Consider the following 2012-nt stretch of genomic DNA (forward strand, 5'->3'; position numbering starts at 1 on the left):
ACCGTCGCGCTCACCCAGGCCGTGCCGATCCGCGCCGCCATCGTGCATGTGCTGGGCGCGCCGCTCTCCTCGGTCTGGAAGATCGACATCGAGCCGCTGTCGCTCACCGAGTTCCGCAACGACGGCCGCCGCTGGGTGCTGCACGCGAGCGGGGTCGCCGGCGCGAGATAGCGCCGGAAACAGCTTTTCTGCTAATGGGCCGCGGTGCAGACGAATCCTGCTGTTTCAGCAACCGCTAACGGAACGGAAACGCCTTGCTGCTATGGTGCTGCCCAGTGGCGAGGAGAGCCTTGCCTTAGGAGCCGCCGGATATGGCCAATTATCCCGAGACCGAGCGCCGTCTTCATGCGCGCGAATTCGTGCTCAAGGAAGCCACGATCATTGCCGGTGCCGTCAGGATCGGCTGCTCGGTCAGGAATCAGCACGAGCAGGGCGCGGAGTTGCGCGTCGCCGCCGATACGGAGATCCCGGAACGCTTCCTGCTCGAGGTCCCAGCCGACGATATGACCTATCGCGCCTTGGTGCGGTGGCGGCGCAACGACCGCATCGGCGTGGCGCTCTACAGCAACGCGCCGAAGGACTGACGCGGTTCTCAGCAATTCGCGACTTGATCCTGTCCGGACGGCATGCAACCCGGCACATCGGGAACGCAACCGTGGCGCGTGCGTTCATGGGGGCCGATCAATTGGGATTCGTGCATGAGCAGGACAGCCGTTTGGGTGGCGCTGATCGCTATCATTCTCGTGGCCCTCTATTTGTTGCAGCACAATGGCATGATCAGATTCTAAAGCACGGCGGCGCTCTGCGCCGTTCGCCGGGTCAGCAGCAGCTGTTCTCTCCGCAGCACGGCTTGCCAGCGGCCGCCTGTTCCTTCAGCCAGCGGTCACGCGGCTTGCAGCTCGCTGGCCGTGGCGAAAGCACGACCTCGATAGCGCCGCCAACGACGCTTGGCTGGGCTGCGCGGTGCAGCTCCATCGGGCGGATCCCGTCGCTGACCTCGAAGGTCAGCTCGCCGACTGGTCGAGAGCCACGTGATCCGAGACCTTGCGGATGATCGCCGCGAACTTGCCGGCCGGCATATGGACCGGCCCGCCTTCGTCCACGTCCCATAGCTGGACGAAGATCTCCGACCATGATTCCGGATTGGCCTCGCAATCCAGCGCCGAGAACTGGCCCGCCTTCACCTCGGTGACATGATAGCCTGGCTTAACCGTCTGCCCGTCATAGCGGAACACCAGCGGCCTGTCCTTGTAGTCGGCCAGCGCGCCCAGCAGGTCGCCGATGGTCAGGTCGGAGGGGTCGATCGGGGCGGCGTTTTTATGATTGTCAGAAGACAGCATGTCGGCTATTCCTCATTTCAATATTTCAAGGATTATCGAAACGTGGATGAACGTCAAGCCCTGATCGCCTTTGGCGCGCTGTCGCAGGAAACCCGCCTGCGCCTGCTGCGCCTGTTGGTCGTTGCCGGACCGGAAGGCATTTCCGCCGGCTCGCTCGCCGAACAGGTGGAGGTCTCGCCCTCCAATGTCAGCTTCCACCTCAAGGAACTGGAACGGTCCGGCCTCGTCACCGCGCGGCGTGATGCCCGCTCGATCGTCTACAGCGCCGAGTACGACGCGCTGTCCGGCCTGATCCGTTTCCTGATGGAGGATTGCTGCTCGGGCCGCCCGGAGATCTGCGCGCTGGCGCTTGCCGCGCCTTGCTGCCGGCCGGGCGAGGGGACCACGCAATGACTGCCGCGCCCTTGGCCCAGCATGGCAAACCGATGAGCGGCTTCGATCCATTGCGCCGGTTCGTCGCCGAAGCCCTGGGCACCGGACTGCTGGTGGCGACGGTCGTCGGTTCCGGCATCATGGCCGAGACGCTGACGCACGACACCGCGCTGGCGCTGCTCGGCAACACGCTCGCGACCGGCGCCATGCTGGTGGTGTTGATCACCATCCTCGGTCCGATCTCCGGCGCGCATTTCAATCCCGCGGTTTCGCTGGTGTTCTGCCTCAACCGGTCTCCTG

The 2012-nt window shown here is 64.6% G+C and carries 4 protein-coding genes and 1 pseudogene; 4 read left to right on the plus strand and 1 reads right to left on the minus strand.

The features are described 5' to 3' along the window. Nucleotides 1-21 precede the first annotated feature (21 nt). Together EOA27_RS33850 and EOA27_RS33855 are read left to right on the plus strand one after the other, a co-directional pair. Nucleotides 22-171: a histidine phosphatase family protein gene (locus EOA27_RS33850; RefSeq protein WP_281059507.1), complete on the plus strand. Its 150-nt coding sequence runs from the start codon at nucleotides 22-24 to the stop codon at nucleotides 169-171. A gap of 140 nt (nucleotides 172-311) precedes the next feature. Next, complete coding sequence (locus EOA27_RS33855; protein ID WP_126078080.1) at nucleotides 312-584, plus strand: PilZ domain-containing protein; 273 nt, start codon at nucleotides 312-314, stop codon at nucleotides 582-584. A gap of 235 nt (nucleotides 585-819) precedes the next feature. On the opposite strand, the pseudogene EOA27_RS33860 reads toward EOA27_RS33855, so the two are convergent. After that, a pseudogene (locus EOA27_RS33860) lies at nucleotides 820-1340 on the minus strand (DUF6428 family protein). A gap of 42 nt (nucleotides 1341-1382) precedes the next feature. Between EOA27_RS33860 and EOA27_RS33865 the strand changes: the two are divergent. Beyond that, nucleotides 1383-1733 carry a metalloregulator ArsR/SmtB family transcription factor gene (locus EOA27_RS33865; RefSeq protein ID WP_126078078.1) on the plus strand — a complete coding sequence of 117 codons (351 nt, stop codon included), beginning with the start codon at nucleotides 1383-1385 and terminating at the stop codon, nucleotides 1731-1733. Nucleotides 1734-1765: 32 nt separating this feature from the next. After that, nucleotides 1766-2012: aquaporin (locus tag EOA27_RS33870; protein ID WP_189562249.1), on the plus strand; the 247-nt coding region annotated here is incomplete at its 3' end.

The sequence above is a fragment of the Mesorhizobium sp. M2A.F.Ca.ET.037.01.1.1 genome, from assembly GCF_003998075.1.
Taxonomy (GTDB): domain Bacteria; phylum Pseudomonadota; class Alphaproteobacteria; order Rhizobiales; family Rhizobiaceae; genus Mesorhizobium.